Source organism: Anabaena sp. WFMT (assembly GCF_051781005.1).
Taxonomy (GTDB): domain Bacteria; phylum Cyanobacteriota; class Cyanobacteriia; order Cyanobacteriales; family Nostocaceae; genus Anabaena.
In genome coordinates, this window is the sequence record NZ_JBPWOA010000018.1 from 120,381 (window position 1) to 145,885 (window position 25,505).

Genomic DNA, 25,505 nt, shown 5'->3' on the forward strand with positions numbered 1-25,505 from the left:
GGATTTGTGAGCAGGGGCAAGTCAGTATAGAGCGATGAGTAACGAGTAATGAGTAGGAACGATAGTCAACCACTCGGTACTCGGTACTGGGTACTCAGCACTCTTTAGCTGGCAATAACTTCGATATTAATTTGCGCTGTTACTTCAGAATGCAGCTTAATCTCAGCTTTATAAGTACCGAGGTGGTTAATATCGGGGATGGTAATGCCACGACGATCAATTTCTTGACTAGTAGCTGCTAGAATTGCTTCTGCTACATCTTGGGTGGTAACAGTACCGAAAATAGCTTCATTTTCACCAACTGGTTTGGCAATTTTTAAGCTACCAACTTTTTCTAAAGTTGCTTTTTGTTCTAAAGCTTGTTGTTTAAGTTCTAATTGCCGTAGACGTTCTTGCTCACGACGACGTTCTACTTGCTTGAGAAGACCGGGGGTGGCATGATTTGCCTTTTTTTGAGGAATGAGGTAGTTACGAGCATAACCAGGAGCCACATCCACTAAGTCGCCGGATTTGCCGAGCTTATAAATATCCTGATTCAAAATTAACTGCACGCGTTTGGCCATTGTCTTTCGTTTTTCCTGTAAAATTTTTATTGACTTGGGTATCAGCAGGAGAGCTTACAAAATGGTAGCTTGATTCCCAGCGACTTTACATAGTTACCCCAAAGCCTACAGATCGTAGCGGAAAATAGGGGGCGATCGCAACTCTAATTTGCCAAAATCTACAATATCTGTTCCTACTATAGAGTTTCAGCAGTTACTAAAATCTTTAAAATTGGTCTTTCATACCTCTAATTCTGGCAAAGGTTTGCACTGGATCACTACTTTTTGCAGCTAATTGTAATGATGGTTGATCCCATCGCAAGAAGGGATTTGTCAGCTTTTCTATTCCTAGTACTGAAGGTACAGTCGGTTTTTGATGTTGACGCATAGCTGTTACTTCGGCAAAACGCCTTTGTAAATCTGGGTTTTCACCATCAACGGTGAGAGCAAATCGTAAATTATTCAAAGTGTATTCATGGGCGCACCAAACACGAGTATTATCAGGTAAATTACGGAGTTTACTCAGAGAATCTACCATTTGTGTTGGTGTACCTTCAAATAAGCGACCACAACCACCACCGAAGATGGTATCACCGCAGAATAATTCCCCTGTCTCATCTGCTGTGGTTGGGGGGAAGTAATAAGCGATGTGAGCGCGGGTATGTCCAGGGACAAAGAAAACTTCTGCGGTGCGATCGCTAAATTGGATGCGCTCGCCATCTTGTAAAAATACCTCCTGTCCAGGAATCCTCCCCCGATCTTTCTCCCCACCATAAACAACTACGTGGGGAAATTGTTGCATTAACTGCTGATTACCACCTACGTGATCATGATGGTGATGGGTGTTAAAAATTGCTACTAACTCCGCTTTAAGTTGCGCTAATTGCTGCAACACTGGTTGAGAATCTGCCGGATCGACTACTGCGGCAATGTTTTTTTTGCTATCATGTAGCAAAAATACATAATTGTCCGAAAGTGCTGCCAACTGTATGATTTGCATTACATTTGCCTCTATTTTCAGTAGAACACAAGTATTTAATATTTAAATCGTCCTCAGTAAAATACATAACTTCATAAAAAACTGCAAATAATTACTTAATACTTTAAATAAAAATCAAACCATACCTGGTATTATAATGTATAATTTTACATTATCTGTTCTGCACAACTATCCACAATAGCTGGAAAAATATTAATTATGTTAACTCTCGAAAAATCTAGGTTAAAAGAAGCGAAGTATTAACTCCAATGTTTTTGTTATTCACTTTTGGTATGATTTCATGATGATTACATCAGTGCCACAAAATTTGATTTTACATACATAGTTTAGATATAGCGTTTCTTAATCATATTAGGTATATCATAGCCTCCTCCCCGCTGTTTCGTGCAGGAGGTTGAATGTAGAGTTCTTGTATCTCACTCAACCGAGAAATGCTATCTTAATCAAGAATAACCTAAATTGCAACTACATACATTTTAATTGGAGTGATTCTAAGAGGATGTTTGAAAAGTCTACGGTTGTATCGAGATCCTCCCTAACAACTCTTTTTAAAGGAGGGAATAACAAACATAATCAAAGTCCTTCTTTCCAAAGAGAACCACTGCGTTGAGCGGGTTGCCCGACTTGTAGCAAGTCGCGTGCATAAAATTTTTAATATATTCAGCCACCACTTTTCAAACATCCTCTAATATAGAACAAAAACTCCACTCCCATGTGTTTAATTTTATCAATAGGACGAAGTTTTTTATTGGCACGAAGGCTGGAGTGAAAGTTTTTGAAAAGAGACACACTAAATAAATTAGTTTTCAACAAAATAAGGTTTTATGAGATCAGCAACTAAAGGATTTATTACAATTCTTACAGGACTTTACTCTTTTCAAGATTGCATACATTTTTTAGCAGCAGTGAGGAAGTTTCATCAAGAGCCAATCATTATTTTAATTGACCGTGTTCCTATAATTCTCCACCCTTTATTGACAGCGTTTAAAAATGTAACTTTAAAACCTGCACCTGCCCACGAAAACACAGTGTTGTCTTCACGATATGCCAAACTTGCTCTATACGAATCATCAGAATTTGAGCAAACAATCTATTTAGATTCAGATATTTGCCTACTTTCTGATATCAATGATGTATTTGAAGGTTTAGATGAATATGACTTTTTAATCACTGAAGATGTACAACCTGCTATTGCTAAAGCCACTAATTTATTGCGGGGGAATCAACTAGAAATTTTACCTCATGTATTAGAAATTTTACAAGCCGCAGGTTTACCATTAAAAGCTGACAGTATCCAATATAATGGGGGTTTTATAGCTTTTCGTAAAACCGAAAAAACCAAGATGTTTTTTGATGAATTTAAACAGTATTTTGAAATAGTTAAAAACAATCAAGATCAACTATTACTCAAAGATCAAGGTGCTTTTGCATCAGCTATAGCCTCAACCGAACCCAAAATAAAAATATTACCACCTACCTATAATTATATGAGTAAATGGCAAGATGCCTACCAGATTGATACACCAATCAAAGTTTTACATTGTACCTATCCTTACCGTCCTCAATACGCTAAAAATATTACTCGAAGTCTTTATACTAGAGTGTTTGACAAATTAGCTCAAGTCTTTATACCCAATCAATTGACCAATCCCTGGCGTAAAAAATAAACTATTTATTATTAGGAGGGATAATAACTCCTATATGGTTCGTATAATAATCAAAAACATCTAAAAATTTTGCAGTCAAAGGAGAAAATATCAAAATTGAAAATTTCTATATTAGTAAGTGATTTATCGAGTGCTGGAGCAGGACGATGGGGTGGTGGATCTGTCCGTTCTTTTCTGTTAGCTCAAGCACTGCAAAAACTTAATCATCAAGTAGAAATTTTAGGATTTGTCTTTGGACAAGAGGCCGCAGTGATTCCGAAATCAGAAATTATGATTAATCACTTTACTGGCTATAACTACCCAAAATTTCTGATCTCAGCTTCTCAGCTTTTGAAAAGACTTGATGGTGATATCATTTATGCTATGAGACCAAAACCTACAACTTTTGGGTTAGCATTACTGCAAAAATTAAAAACCAAACAACCAATAATTTTAGATATAGATGACTGGGAACTTAGTTGGTATGGTGGTGAAAAATGGCAATATAATTTCTCCTGGAAGCAAATTTATAGGGATATTTTTAAACCAGATGGAGCATTAAAAAATCCAGATCATCCGCTTTATTTACAAAAAATTGAAAGGATGACACACAAAGCTGATGCCATTACAATTCATACTAAATTTTTACAAGATAAATTTGGTGGAACATATATACCCAATGGCAAAGACACAGAACTGTTTAATCCCAATTATTATGATCCCGAAGCAAGTAGAAGCTATTATGGACTATCAGGTTATAAAATTTTAATGTTTCCTGGCGCACCTAGACCTTATAAAGGTGTTGAAGATGTATTAATGGCACTTGAAATTCTCAATGAACCAGATTTAAAACTAGTAATTGTGGGTGGTAGTCCTTATGATGATTATGATGCTCAACTCTCAGAAAAATGGGGACGTTGGATTATCAAACTCCCAAAATATCCATCTACAGAAATGCCTAAAATTGTGGCAGCAGCACACATAATTGTTGTACCACAAAGGGATACTCCCGCAGCTTTAGCTCAATTTCCCCTCAAGTTAACAGATGGCATGGCAATGGCTAAACCTATATTAGCAACCCGTGTGGGAGACATTCCTGAAATTTTAGGTGAAACAGGTTACTTAGTTGATTCTGAAGCACCTGCACAACTTGCTGAAAAAATCAAATTGATATTTGAGGATTTAGATACAGCTAATCAGCGTGCAGTTAAAGCAAGAGAAAGATGTGTAGAAAAATATAGTATCAACTCAATGTCCTCTGTTCTTGAGTCAGTCATCGCCAACTTATAAGTAGTTCTGAGAAATAATTAATTTTCTATGAATGATCATATATATTGTTGGTGTGAGAAATAACTTAATTTTCATGTTAATTAATTAAACCCAATGTCTACCAGAAAACTACTACTAAAATTTGCTAAACCTTATCCAGTATTGATTTTATCAACGATATTATTAGGATTTTCTGGAGCTTTATTTAATGGCGTTAGCACGGCTTTAATTGTGCCAGTTGTTTTAAAAATAGTAGGACAAGATATAGACTTTAAAGGCGCTCCTGGCATTCTCAAAATTCTCTTAAATCCATTTGATGGTGTGCCAGAAAATTACCGAATTGCAGTCATGGCTGTAGCAGTTATTGGCACAATTGCTTTAAAGAATTTATTTGCATACATTAGTTCATTAACATCTAGTTCTCTCACCCGGATGTTAACATCAGATATGCGAGAAGCTGGACTCAGTATTTTATTAAAAGTTGATATAGATTATTACACCAAGATGAAGGTTGGTGATTTAATGAACCGTCTGGGCGGAGAAATGAGTCGCGCCTCTAGTGCTATAAGTAATGTAGTCAAATTAACTACTCTGTCAATTACAATTTTAGTTTTTATTGGTTTATTATTGTCCATTTCGTGGCAATTAACAATTGCTGCGACAGCTTTAATGTTGGTAGTGACCTTGCTGAATCAGTACTTTATTAGCCGTTCCAAAAAATTTGGCAAACAACTCAGTGAGCTATCTAAAGCATATTCAATTGCTGTGTTAGAAACTTTGAACGGGATTAGGTTAGTCAAGTCAACAGGCAATGAAACAAGAGAATATCAACGCATTCAAAAACTGATTAAAGATCGTGAAAAAGCAGATTTTGACTCTCAGGCTAATTCACAAGTGATCGCTCCCTTAAGTGAATTTATGGGCATTACTTGTTTACTGATAATTGTTTTTTTGAGTAAAACTTTATTTGCTAACCAAATTACTGCCGTTTCTACCGTACTGCTGACATACTTATTAGTGCTATTGCGTTTACTACCATTAATTTCTCAATTAAATGGTCTGCGGAGCAATTTTGCCAGTACTGCTGCTAGCGTAGAGGTGGTAGGTGAATTTTTAAGGCTAGAAGATAAGCCATTTATGGGTAATGGTAAACTTCCTTATAAAAGTTTAGAAAAGGGAGTAAATTTTAAATCTATTTCTTTTGCATATACTGAAAATAAACAACAGGTATTGAAAGATGTCAATTTATCTTTACCTTGTGGCACAACTTTAGCATTGGTAGGTGGTTCTGGTGCTGGTAAATCGACATTGGCAGACCTTTTACCAAGATTTTATGATCCAACAAGTGGCTGTATTACTTTTGATGATGTAGATTTACGAGAGTTTGATTTAACTTCTGTGCGAAAACACATGGGAATTGTTAGTCAAGATACTTTTTTGTTTAATGATTCAGTACGGAATAACATTGCTTACGCTAGACCAGAAGCAACAGAAGAAGAAATCATCACAGCAGCACAGAAAGCCAATGCTTATGAATTTATTAGCAAATTACCACAGCAATTTGATACCCTGATAGGCGATCGCGGTGTGATGTTATCGGGTGGTCAAAGACAAAGACTAGCGATCGCACGCGCACTAGTTCAAAATCCAGAAATCCTCATCCTAGACGAAGCTACGAGCGCCTTAGATACTGTTTCCGAACGCTTGGTACAATCTGCACTCGATGAACTTAGTCAGAATCGCACCACCCTAGTCATTGCTCACCGTCTTTCCACAGTCCGTAAAGCCGATCAAATAGCCGTCCTAGATCAAGGTCGTGTTGTAGAAGTTGGAACCCATGAAGAACTGCTCAAAAAGGGTGGATACTATTCACAGCTATGTTCCATGCAATTCGCCAATAACTCTGACACTTCCAGTAAACGCAATCAAAGCTTACTCCGGATATCTTATGAAATTCGCACACAACTTAATTCCATGATTGGGTTAATGCGTTTATTACTTGATGATCTAGTAGATGATTCCCAAGAGCGTCAAGAATTACTAGAAGAATCTTACAAATCAGCATGGAGAATCATCAACACTGTTGATGTTTTCGATGATGTAATTAACAAACAAATCAAAGGACAGTTAGTCTCTATCGCCGAGCAGAACCGCAGTGGTATTACCACATATTATCAAAATTTTAGTTATCTCTTTGATGAATTTCGCTCCTCTCTTAATCCCATATTTGCCAGTCTCCGCACACTAGCTGATAATGTGGAAGAGCCAATGGAATTTCAAAATCAACTACTTAATGAAGCATATGAATCTGCTATTTATCTTCTGGGCAACCTAGAAAAATTTGAGGATAATATTAAAATATAAAACAATGAAAAACAATATTTTAGCTAAAAACTATATATTTTTTATTAACGAAGAATTACCCAAGCCAGAAGCTCACCTAGTTCAGTCTACTAACGCTGCAAATGGAGCAGCTAACTTAGATTATGCAACCGTACTAGTTTATCCTCAAAAAGGATTATCAGCTATAAATCCCTGGTATCTAGCTCGTCCTTTTCAACCTCAAAAAATCCCAGCCAAACTTGTTAATTACTACAATTTACAAGATAAATTAAAAGTTGCTCCCTTACCCATGCCTTGGCCAATTGACAATTGGCAAAGTAAAATTACTAATTCTAATACTATTGCCACCAAGTATTATTTACCTTTTCATATAAAATCAACAACCCAACTTGTTCATAGTCGTAACTGGAATTTTATCAAAGCCGCCATAAAAAATGGCATTCCGGCAATCTACGAACATCACCATCATGATCACAAAAAATTTGAACCGGAAATCGTCAAAAATCCTCTATTTCAAATTGCCATCACAGTAGTAGACACCATCCGTGAAACCATGATTGAAAATGGTATGCCACCAGAAAAAGTGATTACCCTACACAATGGTTTTAATCGCCTATTTATGGAAAGACAACCTGAAAAATCTAGATTGTGGCGTGAAAAATTATTACAAGACGGACGAACAAAATTGGTAGTCTATGCAGGAGCATTAAAGCAATTTAAAGGTATTGATATACTCATTGAGGTAGCTAAAGAAATGCCAAATGTGCAGTTTGCCTGTGCAGGTGGTAAACCAGCAGAAGTTGAACACTATCAACAATTAGCAAAAGACAAGCAAGTAGAAAATATTACTTTTTTAGGTTATATCTTGCATAATGAGTTATCATCTTTGCTACAAGCAGCAGATATCTTGGCTCATCCTCATTGTTTAGGAAAAGCCGCAACTTTTACATCCCCCTTAAAGTTATTTGACTATCTAGCCTCTGGCAATCCCGTTGTTGCTACCGAAATTCCCTCCTTAACTGAGTTTAAAAATACTCCGGCTATTGCTGCTTGGTGTGAACCAGATAACCCAACTAAATTTGCTGTTGCTCTGCAACAAGTATTAGCAACACATCCCAAAAAAATAGCTGGTTATCCAGAAATTATTGACTTTGTTAAGCAGTTCTCTTGGGAAAATCGCGCCGCCAAAATCCTCAGCCACATAGATCAATCCTTTCTACCGCAACTCATCCCCTAAACTAATTTTGATTAGCGACTAAATATGAAAACTGTAGGTATGATTAGCAGCTATCGCGCTCTAGAATCAAGAGCAGATTGGCTGTGGCAACAAACACCCCATCCCTTTGGTGTTTGGGAAAATATACAAATGCAAGCACTGGCAGAAAAACCAGATTTCCTGCTCATGTATCAGTTTGATTTTCCTCGACCGTCACCTCCTCCGTCATTATTAGACCGTTTACGGAAACAGCAACCAAAACCAGAATTAAATATTCATAATCTCTTACGTGATGTCAGTAAAGAGCAGATTATTTATTTATTGAGAGAACCACCTTTAGATGAAATTTTAGAAATTAATAAACGTAATTATCAACAAGCTGAAAATTATTGCGGTTATATTTCTGGACCTGATGATTTTGCCCCCATTCCCAATTATATGCCTGCCATTTGGTATCATTCCAATTCCTTTAAGGATTTAAATGAAATGCCATGTCCGCAAAAAGTATCTACCTGTAGTTGGATTACTTCCGGTATTAATCGCACAGCTAATCATCGGCAACGTCTCGATTTTTTGCAATCTTTAAAATCTAGCGGTATGCAAATTGATTTCTATGGACGTGGTTTAGAAAAATGGGTGAAAACGTCAGGAGAACTTGGTAATAAGTGGTACGGCATGGCACCATATTATTATAATTTAGCAATTGAAAACTATGCTGATAATAGTTGGTATGTAAGTGAGAAACTTTGGGATAGTTTATTAGCTTGGTGTTTACCAATTTACTATGGTGGGCAAGCAGCAGATAAATTATTACCACCAGGTAGCTTCTTAAGATTACCAAGTTTAGATGAAAAAGGAATTGCCTACATTCAAGAAATAACAGCTACTCCTGATGCTTGGTATGCTTCCAAAGATGCGATTGCTGAAGCCAGGCAAATTATTTTACACAAACTAAACTTACTCAATTGGTTATCAGAATTTGTCACTCAATTTTCTTAATTCAAATTGATAAATGTACATTTTTAGGATTTATATATGGATGGTATTTGTACACTTGCTAATGACCGAGTTTATGACCAACTCATTGCCTTAATTAACAGTATTGAAGCAATTTATGGTCAGACAATGCCTGTATGTATCTATCCTTATGATCACAATACAGAAAAAATTGCTGCTGAACTTGTCCACCGCCCTCATGTAACACTTTATGATCACCAAGATTCAATTCAAAAATGGGATAAATTTGTTAAAGATATTTGGGATACCCATCCTACAGCCCAAACACATTGGCAAAAACTAGGAACCGATCAATATCATCGACTCGGAACCCATCGACGTTACTGCGCTTTTGATGCCCCTTTCGACCGCTTTGTTTATATGGACGCTGATACTATATTAATGAGTCCATTAGATCATATTTTTACTCAGCTAAATCATCATGATTGGGTAGTATACGATTTTCAATTCAAAGATTTATCTCATGTTTACAGTTTATCATCAACCAAATTAAAAGAATTATTTAATCCAAAACGCTTGCAAACTGAAATATTTTGTTCTGGATTTTATGGTTCTAAAAAAGATATATTTCCTGAGCAAAATAGAGAAATGATCCTAGATTTTTTGCGTCAAGGAGAAGCAGAAGTTCTCTATGATATGGCTCCTGACCAAACAATTCTCAACTATATGGTCATGCGATTAGGGTTATCTAACTATAATTTTGCCCTGAAGTTACCTGCTGATAAAACTACTGGTTGTTCTGTAACCTCTTTACATTTTGAAAACCGAGATCAAATTCTCTATGACAAGGGTAATAGATTGACTTATTTGCATTATATTGGTTTATCTTCTAAATTATTCCATCGAGTTTGTACTGGAGAAAATATTGATTTTCCTTATCGAGATATTTTTCTGTACTATCGCTATTTGCATGAACCGGAACAGCGGCCAAAGTTCACAACTAAAGCTAAGGCTTATAACGCTATTCCCAGTTTAGGCACACGAATTTTAAACAAGTTGAAATTAGCTAAAAATTAGAGGTTTAATTGAATGAATAGGGGAATTTATATCATTGCTAATGATAAAGTGACAGATCAAGCGATCGCACTTTTGAATAGTATTCGGTTACATGATGCTGATACACCAGTAGTCATGATTCCTTATGATGATAATTATCATGCTATTGCTGATATTTTAGGTAAAAATTATGGTGTAAAAATCTACGAAGACCTAGATTTTATCGCTCGTCTTTCCCAAAGATTATACGAAACCTTTGGGGGACAGTTTTTTGCTCGTCCTAATCAATTTCGTAAACAAGCTTGCTGGTTTGGAGAATTTGATGAATTTTTGTATATTGATACTGACATTGTTGTCTTTGAAAAAATAATTGATAATCTCAACTATTTGAAAAATACTGATTTTATTTGTTGTGATTATCAACATTTAGGAGGAATTAAAAATGTTTTTAATTCCCAGGTATTAGAAGATAAAGTATTCACAAAGGATGAAGTTAAAGAAATTTTTAATGGTGGGTTTTGGGGTTCTAAGAAAAACTTAATTTCCGAAAATGATTTGTATGAAACATTTGCTGAATGTGCATCTCATCCAGAATATTTTGATTTCTCTGAAAAAACTTCTGACCAACCAATTATCAATTATATGCTACTTAAGCGTATTCCCCGTCGTTTTAACATCGTCCGTAGAGAAGGCAAAGCACCAGGAAATTGGGGGGGAACACCACATTTTCAGACCCAAGGTAATACGTTATTTGATCCAACAGTTAATCAACAGCTACAATATCTCCATTGGGCAGGAATTAAAATTCAACCTGGTTGTCCCTACTGGGAAACTTGGGAATATTATCGTAATTTGAATCCTGGTATACCTGCCGCTGCTATTCCCGCACCTGTGAAAAAAAGTCAGTGGCAGCAGACTGTTGACAATATTAAAAACCAAGTTAAACAACTGAGAAGTAAGTAACTATTTACAGCCAAAATCAAAAGATTGATCAAAAAATCTTTAGATATCCTCTAGCTACTTTAGAGGATATTTGAAAAGTAGTGACTGATGTATTAAAAACTTTAGATCCTCCTAAATCCTCTTTTTTAAGGAGGACTTTGAGCAGGTTATTCCCTTTTTAAGGGGGTTAGGAGGGATCTCAATACAAGCTTAGACTTTTCAAATATCCTCTTAGAAAGGTAGGAATTGTTATCAAATTCCCCCTTCATAACGGATATTTAGGGTGGATAATACTCTATTTTTAAGACCAAGAATCTAAATCTAAAGATTGCATTCCTTGGCTTTTAACATAATCTAGCAAACCTCCCAACTGCCACCAAACAAATAAACAAGTTAGCAAGCTCATTGGTAAACCCACACCTAAAGCTAGTCCAAAGGGAAAACCAAATATCTCTAAACCGGAAGAAAGAAATAAACAAATACCACCCGTAATACCAATAAATGGCACTAACAATTGTTTATAAAAGAAACGGGCATTAGTATTTTGTTCAGAAGACTTATCTTTAGACTTATCCTTTGGCCATTCTTGGATAATTACTTTTAATGTGCCAGAGAGTGCTAAACCAGAAGTTAAAGCGGTGAGAAAACCAATTAATAGTAAAACGTAAGGCGGTTGTAGAGGGTAATAGTACATCAAAACTCCTGATTTTTATTAAAATTCGTTTTTATTTACTGAGGGATTATTTTGGCAGAATAGCAGCTACACTTTCTCTAGAGAACTCTGTTAACAAGCCAACTGCTACATTTAATAACCGATTTGGTGGTAAGTCATCTTTGACTAAATTCCAGAGCCGTTGTACTTCTTCAGTATGCAAGCGGTCATCTTCGGTGATAGCAAGAACTAACTGACGACGGAGGAATTTACCTTCTTCAGATAGTAGAAATTGTAAGCCCATTTTTGCTGTAGGTAAAACATCAAATTCCTCATCGGTACGAGCAATGGAAATTAAGTTTTCTAACCTCTGCCACTGGAATTTACCATTTTTAAATAATACATTCAGTAACCGCCGTCTCAATGCGGGAGATTCTCCGGTGAGTAACCGTCTTGCTATGTAGGGATAGCCTATTTCAACGATTTTAAAATTGGGATTAAGGCTGAGAGCAATGCCTTCTTGTGTCACCAAGGAACGAATAATTAAAGCAAATTTGGCTGGTACTCGGAAAGGATATTCATACATCAATTCCGAAAATTCATCAGTAATAGTTTTGAAGTTAAAGTCCTTGACATTTTTGCCAATAGCATTCCCCAACACGGCTTCTAATGCTGGTACGATTGGGCAAATATTTGTATCTGGAGCTAAAAAGCCCAGTTTTACAAAGTCTTCAGCTAAGTCGGTGTAATCCTTATTGACCAGATGTACTAAGGCATCTACAAGTGATTCTTTGGTAGTTTCCTCTAATTGATCCATCATGCCAAAGTCAATGTAAGCCATGCGACCATCGGGGACAGCAAACAAATTACCTGGATGGGGATCGGCATGGAAAAAGCCATGTTCTAACAGCTGTTGTAATCCGGTAGTAACACCTATTTGGATGATTGTTTCTGGATCTAAACCTGCTTGGCGGATGCTTTGTGTATCAGTAAGCTTAAATCCGTTAATCCATTCTAGCGTTAAGACATGATTACTGGTATAACGCCAATAAATAGACGGAACTTTGACATGAGGATCATTATGGAAGTTATTCGCAAATTTTTCTGCGTTGCGACCTTCGTTGATGTAATCTATTTCTTCAAATAGTTTTGTGCCAAATTCATCCACAATTAATGTCAGGTCGTGACCGAGATTGAGAGGCAACCAAGGTGTTAGCCAACCTGCTGCCCAGCGCATTAAGTACAAGTCTTTTGTAATGACTGGACGTAGGTGCGGACGCTGCACTTTTACGGCTACTTCTTCACCACTGAGTAAGCGACCACGATAGACTTGACCTAAACTGGCTGCTGCTACGGGCTTGGGTGAGAGTTCCTTAAATATGTCCTGAATTGGTCGGTCTAGTTCAGTTTCAATAATGTGGTAAGCCAGGGCATTATCGAAGGGTGGTAACTGGTCTTGTAACTTTACCAGTTCTGCTAAAAAGTCTTTGCGGATTAAGTCAGGTCTGGTGGAGAGTGCTTGACCTACTTTAATAAATGTAGGGCCAAGGTGAGTGAGCAGTTCTCGCAACTGGGTAGCTCGTTTCCCTTTGTTCTGCTCAACTTGATTTTGCCATTCATCCCACTTGAGACCGAGTATAAATCCTGCAAAAGATAGGATGATTCTTAGCAGTCTGCCCCAAGCTAACCAGGGACGGTAACGGTAGTAACGAGCAATCGCGTCTGGATTATACTGCTTTAGTTGAGCAGGTTGATACTGACCCACGCCTTTATTTGCCTCTTCAACTGGGAATTTTACGATAGATAATTGGTTGACAAAGTGTTTAGCTTTGTCTATTGACAGATACTATGTCAGGCTCAAGTAGCCTACTTCAACTGTCTAGAGTTGTTTATCTTTTTCTTAATTATACTTTATAAAAGTACAAACATTTGTTCTCCAGCTGGAGTATTTTATATTTTCTTTAATTGTTGAGTTAACAAGGTTGAGATCCCCGAATCTCCAAGAGTCGGGAATCTGGTTGTTATTCAGGAATAATTGAGGATATTGAGTTTACTTTGATTTGGCCTCTAAAGTTTCCAAGCGGCTTTTTAGTTCCTGATTTTGTTGTTTGAGTTGGTCGAGTTCTTCACGCATTTGACGCAAGCTTTTTTCTGGGCCAATATTCTTTTGGACTTTGGAAACTTCTTCTTCAGCATAACGACGAACACGCCCATCGGCTGTTTGATTAGCTAAAGATTGTAAAATAGCGATCGCTTTGGGAGTTTCCATTTGTCCTAATGCTGACACCACTGCCACCTGTGTCAAAAAGAACGTTTCTCTAGCTATTTCTGCCAATCGGTCTAAAATTCGTTCTAAATTAGCAGGAGTTTGACCAACAGAAATTTTGCCTAAAGCGCGAATTGTCGCCAGTCGTAACGGTTGGGGGATGCCCAGTTTGGTGTATTCAATCAGCAAATTCAAAGCCGTTTCAGAAGTTTTCAATTCAGCCAGTCCAGCAACTGCGCCACTCCTTACCACTTCATTCCAACCTGCCTTTTCTTCCAAAACAGATTTTAGCAGCTTGATAACCTTATCTTCATGGGGTTTATCTTCCAAATTAGCAGCCGCAATTGTGCCAATGGTACGACAAGCAGCAGCTTCCACATAGTAGCTGGCATCACCATCCTGCACAAAACCTTTCACCGCTTTATAACTAGTATGGGTTTTGATTTGAGACAAAGACTCTACCACAGCACGACGTACATAAGGACTTTGATCTTGCAAACCAGAAACTAAAGCATCAAAAGCTTGATCTAACTTAATTTCTGCTAACTGTTTAGCTACTTCTACACGCACACCCCAGAAGGAATCATTTTCTAAAGCTGCTGATAGTGCTTTTGCCGATTCTAATGCGCCTTTTTTAGCTAAAGCTTCAGCTGCATAGATGCGAGAAATGGGATTCGGGTCAAATTCTAACTGTGCTTTCAACTCTGGAACTGGATATTCTAAAGCTACAGTTTTCAGGTAATTATTACCCACATCAAAGCTGATAAAATCAGGCTTTTCTGTCAAGGGAAAGTAGAAACTTTGTTCTCGTTCATTCACACGCACAGTGAAACTTTTGAGTTCTAATTTTGGCTGAATATAACCAAAACCAATGGGAATTTTTAGATCAAATAAATCCTTCTTCCCATTATCGTCTGAACTGGCTTGGGTTTGAGTCACCGTCACCTTAGCTAAATTCGCATCCCCATCCCAAGAGTAAGCAACTTTAAAATCGGGATAACCACCGCGATAAACATACTGATCAAACAGAAAAGTGAGATTTCGTCCAGTTGCTTTTTCAATTGACCTTAATAAATCTACTGTTTCGACAGTTTGATGAGCATAATCATTAACAAAGGTTTGAATGGCTTGCCAAAATAATTCATCTCCCAATTCTGTGCGAATCATGTGATAAACACAAGATCCTTTTTCGTAAATATGGCGGTCATAAAGCTCAATTGCTTCCCGGTAAACATGAGTTACCATTGGCCGACGGTAGCGACTATTATCTTCGCTTAAATAACTCCGAGCTTCCAATAGGCGATAATAAGCTGCGTCTTGGATACCATATTCATGTTCTGTCCACATGACTTCAGAATAGGAAGCCATTCCTTCCTTAATCCAAGCGTGAGACCAATGTTTAATGACCAGCAAATCACCAAACCACTGGTGTGCGAGTTCATGGACAACTAAGCTTTCTGTATTGCGGTTATCTAATGTTGCCCGATTATCTAGTAAACAGCGATCGGTTAAGAGAGTGGTGGAGGTGTTTTCCATACCTCCAAAAATGAAGTCATCGACGCAGACCTGGGCATATTTGGGGAAAGGGTAGGAATAACCATACTTTTCGCTCAAAAAATCGATCATGCGGGGAGTTTTTTCCATGCTACGTTTAGCATCTGCTTCCCTGCCTTTTTCTACGTAGTAGGTGACAGGTTTCCCTTGCCACTGATCACGAATTTCAGCAAAGTCCCCTACTGCTAATGTCATCAAATAGGTAGGATGAACTTGCTGCTGTGACCAATGGTAAATTTTGTAATCACCATTTTCTGCGGTGTCAATTAATTCACCATTGGAAATAGCGATCAGATGTTTGGGGACACGAACTCGAATTTCTGAAGTTGATAATTGTCCAGGGTAGTCAAAACAGGGAAACCAAAAACGAGAATCTTCGTCTTCTCCTTGAGTCCAGACTTGGGTGGGTTTGTCTGGATAGTGTTTGTCTGGTTGAATAAAGTAGATTCCCCGTTGGGGTTTTTCCACCGAGTAAGCGATCGCAATCAACAATCTCTTACCGATCTGAGTTGGTTGAGACAGTTGAATTGCCAGCTTTTCTCCATCATATTCAAACTTTTGCGGTACTTCGTCTACCTGTACAGATTGGATATTCAGGTTTACAGCATCCAAGGTCAAACGCTCAATATTATTACGGATAGGCAACAATCTAATACTACAATTGCCATAGTAACTTTGCTTCGGGATATCCAAACTCAGGTCGAGAAAAATATGCTCAACCTGTCCGGGTTTGTCAGGGTTGTAGTGTGGTTTAGCCCCTGGCAACTCAAACGATTTGTGTCCGTTATTCTCTGTATCAAAATAATAATGCAACATTGATAATTACTGACCTTGTAATCCTGAAACTTTCATAAAAATACCGATAGCTACGCTTGCCGTCGGCATCGTAGATGCGTATCCTCAATCAACATGATTATTTGATGAGGATTTTTCTCTGGGATGGGATGATTGGTATTAACCTTCTCATTTTGCGCCCAAGTCTCGATGTTTTGATGTCATCTGAATATTTTGCACTTTTGCATCTTCGGGACAAGAGTTTCTTATCCCGCGCTGTGTTCACGTAGCGTGCCGTTAGGCGATCGATTTCCGTTAAGCACAAATACTATCGATCATTCTTCTAGCTTAGAATAGCTTGTGGCTAAGAGTCCGACTATTTTTTGGATATCAACTAAGATACCATTTGCGGATTGACTCCTGACTCTAGTGAAGTCTTTTTTAGAGCCACTACAAATTCTGCGTGTGTATAAACACTAATTTTATCAGTAAAAACCGCTAAATTAGTGGAAATCGGTGATAAAAATCCTAAATATTGACTATCACTGTTTTAACTGCCTGATAATAATTTATTTGCTCAAATATCTGCTCAAAAGAGGACAATAACAATGCCTGAAAGTAAATCAAAGTTTTTAGTTCCTGCTATTAGTACTGCTATAGTCGTGGCTGGAGGTATTGCAGTCTATATGTATTTGAAATCTCCTACTGGAGATAGTTCCAGTCCTCTTGGCAGTGCTAAAGTAGTACCTGCTAATGCCTTAATAGCAACTTATATCAATACAGATGATCAATCTTGGAATCAGTTACGGCAATTTGGTAATCCGCAAGCACAACAGTTAATAACAAAAAGTCTAGAAAATGTCAATAAAGAACTATTAAGTGATAGTAATATTTCTTACGAAACAGACATTAAGCCTTGGGTAGGTGGTGTGATGATTGCTGTATTACCACCTACTGCCCCCACACCTACTCAGCCAAATGCACCTATTAAGCCAAAACAGGAGCCAAATATCCTGTTAGTAGTAGGTATCAAGGATAAACTCAGTGCTTTGAATTTTTCTAAGAAATTGAAAGAGCAAAAAAATCTGCAAACTGAGGAATCAGACTATAAAGGTCAGAAAATTATTGCTAGTAAAAATAAGGGTAAATCGACATACACAACGGTTTTGAATAATAGCCAGTTGCTGTTAGCACCAGAAAAACAAGCTTTAGAAAAAGCTATTGACACTTATAAAGGTGAACCTTCTTTTGCGACTAAAGAAGGTGCAAGTAGCATTCTCTCCAAAGGTGTGGATATAAAAAACAGCCTTGCTCAAATTTATGTTCCTGACTACGCCAATATGGCACAGCAATTAACAGCATTAAGTCCTCAAGCTAGGCCATTACCTCCCCAAACCTTGGCACAACTTAAACAAGTAAAGTCGATGGTAGCGGGTATTGGTGTTGATGATGCAGGATTGCGGTTAAAAGCTGTAGTGAATTTAGATCCGCAACTGAGCAAATTTCAGTATCAAACGACTCCTGCGAAGATAGTGGGACAATTTCCTAGCGATACCTTTGCTTTAGTCACTGGACAGAATATTAATCGTAGTTGGCAAACTTTGGTAGAACAATCAAAAGATTATCCTGAACTGAAGCAAGTAGTTGAACAGACTCGCGGACAACTACAACAATTTGCCAATCTTGATTTAGATAAAGATATTTTTGGTTGGATGAATCAAGAATTTGCTTTGGGTGCGGTGAAATCGAGTCAAGGATGGTTAGCTAATGTAGGATTTGGGGGAGCGATCATATTTGATACGAGCGATCGCAAAACAGCCGAAGCTACCTTCACTAAATTAGATGATTTAGCCAAAAAGCAATCCCTCAACGTTGCTCAAAAAAGCATTGGTGGTAAAAATATCACAGAATGGCAAATACCCCAGCAAGGCGCTTTAGTAGCACATGGTTGGCTAGATCAGGACACCGTATTTCTTGCTATTGGTGGACCCGTTGGCGAAACCCTGGCAGATAAAAAAGGTCAATCCCTCGATAATACGGACACATTTAAATCCGTAACAGGTTCTTTGCAAAAACCCAACGCAGGCTATTTTTACTTAGATATGGACAACACCACGTCCCTGATTACTCGTTTTGCCACAGCAGGTCAACCTCTTCCTCCCGATGCTAGTGCTATCCTGAGTTCCATTCGTGGTATTGGTGTGACTGTGAATAGCCCTGATAAATCTACCAGTCAAATGGAAATGTTGTTGTCTCTAAAGCCTGCTACTGCAAAGTAAATTAAATTACTAGTAATAGGGCAATACACATCTCCAAACAAGGCGTAGGGATAATTCATCAATTGTCCCTACAAAGGATTTTTAACTATCAATACCTTTTCCTCCTTGCACCTGATTACATTTCTCTGGATCTAATGAGCAATTTGGGTTAATCACTTACTTCTCTGTGTGGATTTTTAGCCATTGTTCCAGGTCGGTAATATCCACAAAATCTAATAATGCTTCTCCGAGGTTTTCTAGTTGTTCTATGGTCAGCTTGCTGATATTTGCGATGTAATTACCGCTCGATTTCCCAAACCGTTTGGATAATATCCGCACCAGTAAGTTTGTTGCTTCTTCCTGCTTTGCTTCTTGATATACTCTTGTTTGCTTGATACCATTCACTAAAAATATCAGGTCTGTGTGCATTTTCTATAATTCTATGTGAGATTTGAGCCATTGTTCTAGGTCGTTAATATCCACAAAATCTAATAATGCTTCTCCGAGGTCTTCTAGTTGTTCTATGGTCAGCTTGCTGATATTTTCGATGTAATTACTGCTCAATTTTCCGAATCGCTTGGACAACAGACGCATAAGTAAAATCATCTCTCCATCTTGTCTACCTTCTTGTCTACCTTCTTGTCTACCTTCCTGTATACCTTCTTGCTTTGCTTCTTGATATACTCTTGTTTGCTTGATATCACTCACTAAAAACATCGCTTCAATCTCCTGACGGCTTAATTGCGAGAATTTGGACACCAAAACACTTTCCAGTAAATCTATAATACCTTTTCTTTCACTGTCGTTACTAATCTCTGTTTTTGTTCTTTGCATCAAGTTTTGAACTAATTCTGGTGCTTGGGTTTCTTTACTCAGAATTAATTCAATTAATCCCATTCCAATTGAACCTGGTGGAATTTCATCTAAATAAATGCGTTTGATGCGACCACTATTAACTAACTCTTGCTGGAAAGCAGTTAATATTTCTACATCTAGACTCCGTTTAGCAAACAAAGCTATAGCTTGCCAATCTTGCGGGGGTTTGTATTGATTGAGATAAATGTTGATTTCTGTAATTAATTCCCAGTAAAATTCTGGTTTGGGTTGAAATTGTACTTCGACAAAATAGATGGGTTTTTCCAAACTATTTGGCATGAAAATTCCATCAAATCGAAAGGCTTTTTCTTTGACTTCAACAGATGTGAAATTATAGCCTTCTGCATTTTCTGTGGGTTGACCTAGTAGTTCAAATAATAGCGTGTGAAAGGTGAGGAAGATTTGGTAAAATATTGTATCTGTGTGCATTATCTATAATTTTTATATCCCCTAATTACTTGTTAGTCTGGGATTTTAGGCATATTCACAAATACAATAAACTAAATTAGTTGAGCCAGTCAATGCTTTTAGCCGACTGTCTTTTATTTCTTCAACGGTAACAGGGGGACTGCTGTAAGGATTACCATTGCCTGTAACAGCGTTTACACCTTCTTTTGTGCGATCGCCTGGAGTGCTTGCGGTGACGATCCATAGTTCTTCGTCTTCCCAGTTTTTGTCTGTCATGTTACTTCCTCAAACCTGCTTGACAATTTTTGCACATCTTGTCTGAATCAGGATTTCCAGGATTTAAGGATGAACAGGATTAATATCATTACCAATTACCAATTACCAATTTTAACTGTGTGGGTAAGTATCAATCCCAAAAATCGACATTTAGCATTGCTTCTAAATCACGGCTAAACGGCCATGTCTCAGGAAATTCACACTGTGGATAACTCTTGCGAACAATTTTTAGAGCATTTGTATAAGCTTTATCAAATACTTGGCTAAAAAAGGGTTTTAGGCTAGGTGAGTCTGCGAATAAATCTTCTATACCAATCCTTTGCTTAACGATTGATTCCACCCAACCACGATAACAATCAGGCATATTGACATACTTCCGCTTCAGAATATGCTCTAAAAGTTCCCTGAGTCTACTTTCCAGTTCACGTTTATCCGATCGCCCCAAATCCTCTATCTCCTCAATCAGATTCTCAAAATCTAGACCCTCAATATCCCTATTCCGTAACTTATTGACGATATCTTCAATCCAAAGTATATAGTCTTGCTCATATAAAGATAGTGCAATCTGCTGTGTCATTGCTTTGTCTCCTTTGAGTGACCTAACTCAACCTTACAGCGAATTTTAATCTCTTTGCGCCTCTGCGTGAGATAAAAAATGTGAAAATATAAAAGCAGTTCCCCCAAAATTATCAATATGGCTCCATTACCAGATTATCGTCCCAAACAACTATCTGTTGGTCCTTTAGAAGCAGAAATTTTGAGTATTGTCTGGGAACTGAATTCAGCAACAGTTAAAGATGTACACGATCGCATTTTGGCTGATCCCAACCGAGAATTAGCTTATACTTCCGTTACTACTGTTCTCCGTCGTCTTACGGAAAAAGGTTGGTTAGCTTGCGATAAACAGGGTAAAGCATTCTATTGGCGGCCATTGCTAACCAAGCAACAAGCAGAGATGATTAAAGCTCATGAGCAATTGCAAAGATTCCTCGCAGTGGGTAATCCTGATGTAATTGCGGCCTTTGCTGATAGTTTAGATCAAGCTGCTAGTGACCAAATAGAAGCGATCGCTAAACGCATTCAAGCTGCACGGGAAGCCAGAGGAGAAAAATAGAATTATGCATCTACTCATTATTATCTCTGCTGTAACCATTGCTTGCTGGTTACGATACTCTGGCCATATACCCCAGGGTAATTGGAATTTGCGCTGGGAGCGATCGCTCTTTTTATTCCTCTTTCCCCCCTTACTCATTTTCATGACAGCAATGGCTGTAGTCTGCATGGGTACACAAGGGACAATGGGCGGAATGTATACTGGTTCCTTCAGTTATCTACTAGCATTAATTTTTCTCAGCTTTTTTAACATCTTGGGTATCAAACTAGCTTTCCAAGGCTGGAAATCCATTAAATCAGCCCGTGAATGTCCCCAAGTGAATCTCGCAGGTAAACAAGCCCGAATCCTGCCAACTAAAGCATTATTCGCCGGACAAATGGGTTTTTGGCAACCGGAACTAGTAGTTAGTCAAGGATTACTACAAACCCTCTCACCTGCCCATTTAGAAAGCGTTTTAGCCCACGAGCAAGGGCATTATCAGTATAGGGATACGTTCTGGTTCTTTTGGCTGGGTTGGATGCGTTCCTGCACCGCCTGGTTGCCCAATACAGAACCACTATGGCAAGAATTGTTAGTTTTGCGAGAATTACGGGCTGACAGTTACGCCGCATCCCAAGTAGATCCCTTGGTGTTAGCGGAATCATTGCTATTGGTAGTCAGTAACAACCCTATAACAGAAGAAGTTTGCTGTGCCGCTTTGGGTGCAGGCGATCGCTTGGAACAGAGAATAGAAGCTTTATTAACACCACCAGAAACAACTTCAGAAGCTCAATTACAATCCTGGCATATTTTTTTGTTGGCGTTTCTACCCTTACTAACAGTCGTTTTTCATACTTGAATTACAAAAAAAGGGAAGTAGGGAACAGGGAACAGGAAACAGAAGAGAAAAATATTCTCCATCCTTCTTTCTTCCTTCTTCCTTCATCCTGACTCCTGACTCCGAACTCCGAACTCCTGACTTACACATTTCCTGGTTTCATCGCTTGATCTGGTGGTAGGTTGATATTCGTTGCCAAACGCACTGTTTTTAATACCGCAATCGCCCACCAAGTGAGATCAATTTCCCACCAGCGCCAGCCACACTTGGCTACATGAGGATAAGCATGGTGATTGTTATGCCAGCCTTCGCCATAGGTGAGAATGGCAGCCCACCAAAGATTACGAGAATTATCATCGCTGGCAAATGTGCGGTATCCCCACATATGAGTAACCGAGTTAATTAGCCAGGTGGTATGCCAGAGAATAACTGACCTCAAAAACACGCCATAAATGACAAATGACCAGCCTCCCAGGGCATAGAGTAATAATGCAACGGGAATTTGCAGCAGTAAAAAGTAGCGATTTAGCCAGATGTAAAAGGGATCTCGTGCTAGGTCGGGAGCAAATCGTTGGTATAACTCATAATCGAAAAATTCGGAACGGGGATAAAAAATCCAAAGCATATGACTCCACCAAAAACCTTTACGGGCAGAGTAAGGATCTTTCTCTTCGTCTTCGGTGTAAGCATGATGCAACCGATGTCCAGCTACCCAGAAAATGGGGCCTCCTTGTATAGATAATGCACCTAAAATAGCGATCGCATATTCTAACCACTTGGGAACTCGAAAACTGCGATGACTCAACAAACGGTGATAACCTAAACAAACTCCAATGCTGCCAAATAGCCAGTGCAGAAACACAGTTACACCCACCGCAGCCCAGGAAAAATGCCAAGGAGCTAGTAGTGCGATCGCATGAATAGTACCAAAAAATGCTACAGACACCCAATGAAGGCGCAGAGGTTGGGCATTCCCTAATAGATTTGATGAATTCAACGTCACTAACACTCCTCAAAAATTCACAAAATTAGAGAACTAATCCAAATAACAAATTAGCTAAATGCTGTATTCCAGCTCTATAAAGCCATTTGCCCAATCTTGGGGCTTGAGAAAAACTTTGGTAAGCTGTGCTTCAGGGCTTCCTGCCTCTGGTTGATAGCCATATTCCCAGCGAGTCAAGGGTGGTAGAGACATTAAAATAGATTCCGCCCGGCCATTGGTTTGCAGTCCGAAAACTGTTCCCCGGTCATATACCAAGTTAAACTCCACGTAACGACCCCGACGGTATAATTGAAATTGACGCTGGCGATCGCTATATTCTATTTCTTGTCGCTTTTGGACTATGGGTAGATATGCTGGTAAAAATGCTTCACCGCAGTTTTTTACAAATGCAAACATATCTTCCCAGTTACGTGATACCGTTCCCACTTGCTGACTTGCCAGCGCTGCTTTAGTATCCAGTTGAGAACCTACATAAAGCCTACCACTAGCATCTTGATAGTCAAAGAAAATACCACCAATCCCACGTTGTTCTTGACGATGTTGTAAGTAGAAATATTCATCACACCAGTCTTTGAAAACCCGATAATATTCTGGATGGGAAGCATCACAAGCATTTTTTAAAGTTTGGTGAAAATGAACAGCATCTTCAGCAAAAGGATAGTAAGGCGTTAAATCAGCCCCACCACCAAACCACCAAATCGAACCGGCTTCAAAGTAGCGGTAGTTAAGATGTACCGTTGGTATGTATGGATTACGAGGATGTAACACCATCGAAGTTCCAGTTACAAAAAAGTCATTTCCAGCTGCTTCTGGGCGTTGAGTCAAAATTGCCGCAGGTAGACTATCTCCCCAAACTTCTGAAAAATTAACACCACCTTGTTCAAATATCCGCCCTTCTCGAATCACACGGGTGCGTCCTTGACCACCTTCGGCTCGTTCCCAAAGGTCTTCCCGAAAACAAGCTTCCCCATCTAATTGCTCTAGCCCAGCGCAGATTTGATCCTGTAAGTCTTGCATCAACTGCTTCACCCGCTGACGCGAATTCTCAGGTGGTGTATGGACTGAGTTAGCGAGAGGGGGAAGCAATATTGTTTGATTTGTTGATTCCCGCAGATGATTCTCTAAATGACGACCCATATTGAATACCTCTTAATTTTTGAGTAAAAGTGGCAATTCGCTTAACAACTATATAGCTATTAAACTAGCAAAAATATAAATGTTTCAAAACTTAATAAATTATCTCTGCCAACAATTTCCTTCCCTCTGTTGACTTTCTCCGCGATAGATGGATAAATCTAAACTTTGCTTAAGGATTGTAAAGGTTTCATATTCAGATTCCAGTTCAGGAATTACAGTTATCATAACTTGATAGCTATGTAAGTATTTAGCTTGTTAATAGAGGAATCATGGTAAATACCCTACCCCAGCCTGAAGTGAAGCCAGGAATTAAAGCGCCAGCTAAAGAAACCGTACTCACTCCTCGGTTTTACACCACAGACTTTGAAACTGCGGCTAGTTTGGATCTCTCAGCCCAAGAAAAAGAGTTGCAAGCCCTGTTGGCAGAAATGCGGGCTGACTACAACCGTCATCATTTTGTTCGCGATGAAGAGTTTGATCAGTCTTGGGAACATATTGACGGAGAAGCACGCCGAGCTTTTATTGAGTATTTGGAACGCTCATGCATTTCCGAGTTTTCTGGGTTTTTGCTGTTCAAGGAACTATCCCGGAAGCTAAAACAGCGTAGTCCCTTGCTGGCGGAAATATTTCAACTGATGGCGCGTGATGAAGCCCGTCATGCTGGATTTCTCAATAAAGCGATGGGCGATTTTAAACTCTCGCTAGACTTGGGTGAGGTAACTAAAATCCGCACCTATACATTTTTTCCTCTTGAGTGGGTGCTTTACACGGTCTATTTATCAGAAAAAATTGGTTACTGGCGTTACATTATTATTTATCACCATTTACAAAAGCATCCAGAACACCAGTTTTATCCCATCTTCCGCAAATTTGAGAGTTGGTGTCAAGACGAAAACCGACATGGGGATATATTCAAGGCATTATTGCAATGTCTGCCGACAAGCCGCTCCGCGTCTACGCAACCTCAACTCTGGAATAATTGGAGATCAAGGCTATTGAGTCGCTTTTTCCTATTATCAGTATTTGCTACCCACACTTTAACAGTTCACGAACGGGCTAGTTTTTACCACTTACTGGGACTTGAACCCAAAGAATTTGACCAGCAAGTAGTTCGCAATACCAATGAAACTGCTGGACGTGCTTTTCCAGTGATGTTAAATACCGAACATCCCCAGTTTTTCCCACGTCTGCAAAACTGCTCAAATTACAACTTGAAAATAGCAGAAATTTCACGCAGTTCTAGCAATAAAGTAGTGAAATTTATCCGCAAACTGCCTTTAATAACGGCAATTGTCTGGAATCTCCTACTTGTCTATTTAATTAAACCAATTGATACAGAAGTGTTGCGGGGAACAGTACGTTAGATCACTTGTTATTTGGGTTGGGTTGCGTTCTGGTT

General features: G+C 38.6%; 22 protein-coding genes. 11 read left to right on the forward strand and 11 right to left on the reverse strand.

The window, feature by feature from the left end:
• Positions 1–104: 104 nt before the first annotated feature.
• Complete coding sequence (rplI, locus tag ACSQ6I_RS11115; protein ID WP_015215449.1) at positions 105–563, reverse strand: 50S ribosomal protein L9; 459 nt, start codon at positions 561–563, stop codon at positions 105–107.
• A gap of 205 nt (positions 564–768) precedes the next feature.
• On the reverse strand, positions 769–1,542 hold the full coding sequence (gene gloB, locus ACSQ6I_RS11120; protein WP_438890404.1) for a hydroxyacylglutathione hydrolase: 774 nt from the start codon (positions 1,540–1,542) through the stop codon (positions 769–771).
• An 824-nt stretch (positions 1,543–2,366) separates the two neighbouring features.
• On the opposite strand from gloB, the gene ACSQ6I_RS11125 reads away from it, so the two are divergent.
• The 7 genes from ACSQ6I_RS11125 (at position 2,367) to ACSQ6I_RS11155 (ending at position 10,992) form a co-directional block, all read left to right on the forward strand.
• Complete coding sequence (locus ACSQ6I_RS11125; protein ID WP_438890405.1) at positions 2,367–3,209, forward strand: putative nucleotide-diphospho-sugar transferase; 843 nt, start codon at positions 2,367–2,369, stop codon at positions 3,207–3,209.
• A 96-nt stretch (positions 3,210–3,305) separates the two neighbouring features.
• Positions 3,306–4,478 carry a glycosyltransferase family 4 protein gene (locus ACSQ6I_RS11130; protein WP_438890406.1) on the forward strand — a complete coding sequence of 391 codons (1,173 nt, stop codon included), beginning with the start codon at positions 3,306–3,308 and terminating at the stop codon, positions 4,476–4,478.
• Positions 4,479–4,571: 93 nt separating this feature from the next.
• Positions 4,572–6,821 carry an ABC transporter ATP-binding protein gene (locus ACSQ6I_RS11135; RefSeq protein ID WP_438890407.1) on the forward strand — a complete coding sequence of 750 codons (2,250 nt, stop codon included), beginning with the start codon at positions 4,572–4,574 and terminating at the stop codon, positions 6,819–6,821.
• A gap of 4 nt (positions 6,822–6,825) precedes the next feature.
• Positions 6,826–8,037, forward strand: coding sequence for a glycosyltransferase family 4 protein (locus tag ACSQ6I_RS11140; RefSeq protein ID WP_438890408.1), 1,212 nt, complete (start codon positions 6,826–6,828; stop codon positions 8,035–8,037).
• Positions 8,038–8,061: 24 nt separating this feature from the next.
• Positions 8,062–9,015: a glycosyltransferase family 10 domain-containing protein gene (locus ACSQ6I_RS11145; RefSeq protein ID WP_438890409.1), complete on the forward strand. Its 954-nt coding sequence runs from the start codon at positions 8,062–8,064 to the stop codon at positions 9,013–9,015.
• 36 nt (positions 9,016–9,051) lie between these two features.
• On the forward strand, positions 9,052–10,050 hold the full coding sequence (locus ACSQ6I_RS11150; RefSeq protein WP_438890410.1) for an Npun_R2821/Npun_R2822 family protein: 999 nt from the start codon (positions 9,052–9,054) through the stop codon (positions 10,048–10,050).
• 12 nt (positions 10,051–10,062) lie between these two features.
• Positions 10,063–10,992 carry an Npun_R2821/Npun_R2822 family protein gene (locus tag ACSQ6I_RS11155; RefSeq protein WP_438890411.1) on the forward strand — a complete coding sequence of 310 codons (930 nt, stop codon included), beginning with the start codon at positions 10,063–10,065 and terminating at the stop codon, positions 10,990–10,992.
• A gap of 280 nt (positions 10,993–11,272) precedes the next feature.
• Here ACSQ6I_RS11155 and ACSQ6I_RS11160 read toward each other — a convergent pair whose 3' ends face one another.
• From ACSQ6I_RS11160 to ACSQ6I_RS11170, 3 genes are all read right to left on the reverse strand, one after another.
• Positions 11,273–11,665 carry a hypothetical protein gene (locus ACSQ6I_RS11160; RefSeq protein ID WP_438890412.1) on the reverse strand — a complete coding sequence of 131 codons (393 nt, stop codon included), beginning with the start codon at positions 11,663–11,665 and terminating at the stop codon, positions 11,273–11,275.
• Positions 11,666–11,711: 46 nt separating this feature from the next.
• Entirely contained in the window at positions 11,712–13,388 is a 1,677-nt protein-coding gene (locus ACSQ6I_RS11165; RefSeq protein ID WP_438890413.1) for an ABC1 kinase family protein, read from the reverse strand.
• A gap of 285 nt (positions 13,389–13,673) precedes the next feature.
• A complete protein-coding gene (locus tag ACSQ6I_RS11170; protein WP_438890414.1) occupies positions 13,674–16,259 on the reverse strand; it encodes a M1 family aminopeptidase in 2,586 nt (861 codons plus the stop codon).
• Between the two features lie 566 nt (positions 16,260–16,825).
• Here ACSQ6I_RS11170 and ACSQ6I_RS11175 point away from each other — a divergent pair.
• Positions 16,826–18,496 carry a DUF3352 domain-containing protein gene (locus ACSQ6I_RS11175; protein ID WP_438890415.1) on the forward strand — a complete coding sequence of 557 codons (1,671 nt, stop codon included), beginning with the start codon at positions 16,826–16,828 and terminating at the stop codon, positions 18,494–18,496.
• Positions 18,497–18,652: 156 nt separating this feature from the next.
• Here the strand turns inward: ACSQ6I_RS11175 and ACSQ6I_RS11180 are convergent, their stop codons facing one another.
• The 4 genes from ACSQ6I_RS11180 to ACSQ6I_RS11195 all read right to left on the reverse strand — a co-directional run bounded on the left by ACSQ6I_RS11180 (position 18,653) and on the right by ACSQ6I_RS11195 (position 20,612).
• Positions 18,653–18,904, reverse strand: a complete 252-nt coding sequence (locus ACSQ6I_RS11180; RefSeq protein ID WP_438890416.1) for a DUF4351 domain-containing protein — start codon at positions 18,902–18,904, stop codon at positions 18,653–18,655.
• 3 nt (positions 18,905–18,907) lie between these two features.
• The gene (locus tag ACSQ6I_RS11185; RefSeq protein ID WP_438890417.1) at positions 18,908–19,780 is read right to left on the reverse strand and encodes an Rpn family recombination-promoting nuclease/putative transposase; all 873 of its coding nucleotides are present in this window, start codon (positions 19,778–19,780) and stop codon (positions 18,908–18,910) included.
• A 45-nt stretch (positions 19,781–19,825) separates the two neighbouring features.
• Positions 19,826–20,035 (reverse strand): hypothetical protein, encoded by a 210-nt coding sequence (locus ACSQ6I_RS11190; protein WP_438890418.1) that lies wholly within the window; start codon positions 20,033–20,035, stop codon positions 19,826–19,828.
• A gap of 130 nt (positions 20,036–20,165) precedes the next feature.
• Positions 20,166–20,612, reverse strand: coding sequence for a DUF29 domain-containing protein (locus ACSQ6I_RS11195; RefSeq protein WP_438890419.1), 447 nt, complete (start codon positions 20,610–20,612; stop codon positions 20,166–20,168).
• Positions 20,613–20,729: 117 nt separating this feature from the next.
• Between ACSQ6I_RS11195 and ACSQ6I_RS11200 the strand changes: the two genes are divergently transcribed.
• Positions 20,730–21,149 carry a BlaI/MecI/CopY family transcriptional regulator gene (locus tag ACSQ6I_RS11200; protein ID WP_438890420.1) on the forward strand — a complete coding sequence of 140 codons (420 nt, stop codon included), beginning with the start codon at positions 20,730–20,732 and terminating at the stop codon, positions 21,147–21,149.
• Between the two features lie 4 nt (positions 21,150–21,153).
• A complete protein-coding gene (locus ACSQ6I_RS11205) occupies positions 21,154–21,987 on the forward strand; it encodes a M56 family metallopeptidase (protein ID WP_438890421.1) in 834 nt (277 codons plus the stop codon).
• Between the two features lie 121 nt (positions 21,988–22,108).
• On the opposite strand, the gene ACSQ6I_RS11210 is transcribed toward ACSQ6I_RS11205, so the two are convergent.
• Entirely contained in the window at positions 22,109–22,969 is an 861-nt protein-coding gene (locus ACSQ6I_RS11210; protein ID WP_438890422.1) for an acyl-CoA desaturase, read from the reverse strand.
• 54 nt (positions 22,970–23,023) lie between these two features.
• Positions 23,024–24,106, reverse strand: a complete 1,083-nt coding sequence (gene hemF, locus ACSQ6I_RS11215; RefSeq protein ID WP_438890423.1) for an oxygen-dependent coproporphyrinogen oxidase — start codon at positions 24,104–24,106, stop codon at positions 23,024–23,026.
• 269 nt (positions 24,107–24,375) lie between these two features.
• On the opposite strand from hemF, the gene acsF reads away from it, so the two are divergent.
• Entirely contained in the window at positions 24,376–25,470 is a 1,095-nt protein-coding gene (gene acsF / locus ACSQ6I_RS11220) for a magnesium-protoporphyrin IX monomethyl ester (oxidative) cyclase (RefSeq protein WP_438890424.1), read from the forward strand.
• Positions 25,471–25,505: the final 35 nt, after the last annotated feature.